Raw genomic sequence first — 271 nt, forward strand, 5'->3', positions numbered from 1 at the left:
CTTCATTGCGTCGTTTTGCGGAACTCCCCCAGGAAACGCTGGTCTTTGCAGCGCATTAATATACTCAGGCAAATCTGTGCTTTTCACGTGCTGCGGATCCTGAAAACGATGCAATGAAGTCAGCATCTGCTCTGGTGTGCCTTCGAAAAGGCGGCCACAGCCGGCATGAAACAACGTGTCGCCACAGAAAAGAAGGGCGGGGATACCCGGCGTAAAGTAGCTGATATGATCGAGCGTATGGCCTGGGGTTTCCATCACTTCGAAGGCGCGG

The 271-nt window shown here is 53.5% G+C and carries 1 pseudogene; it reads right to left on the bottom strand.

What is annotated here, in order from left to right:
* A pseudogene (locus Q5762_RS38465) lies at positions 1-271 on the bottom strand (hydroxyacylglutathione hydrolase); the annotation flags it as partial.

Origin of the sequence: Streptomyces sp. P9(2023), from assembly GCF_032436795.1 — a bacterium.
In the GTDB taxonomy this organism is placed as follows: Bacteria; Actinomycetota; Actinomycetes; order Streptomycetales; family Streptomycetaceae; genus Streptomyces.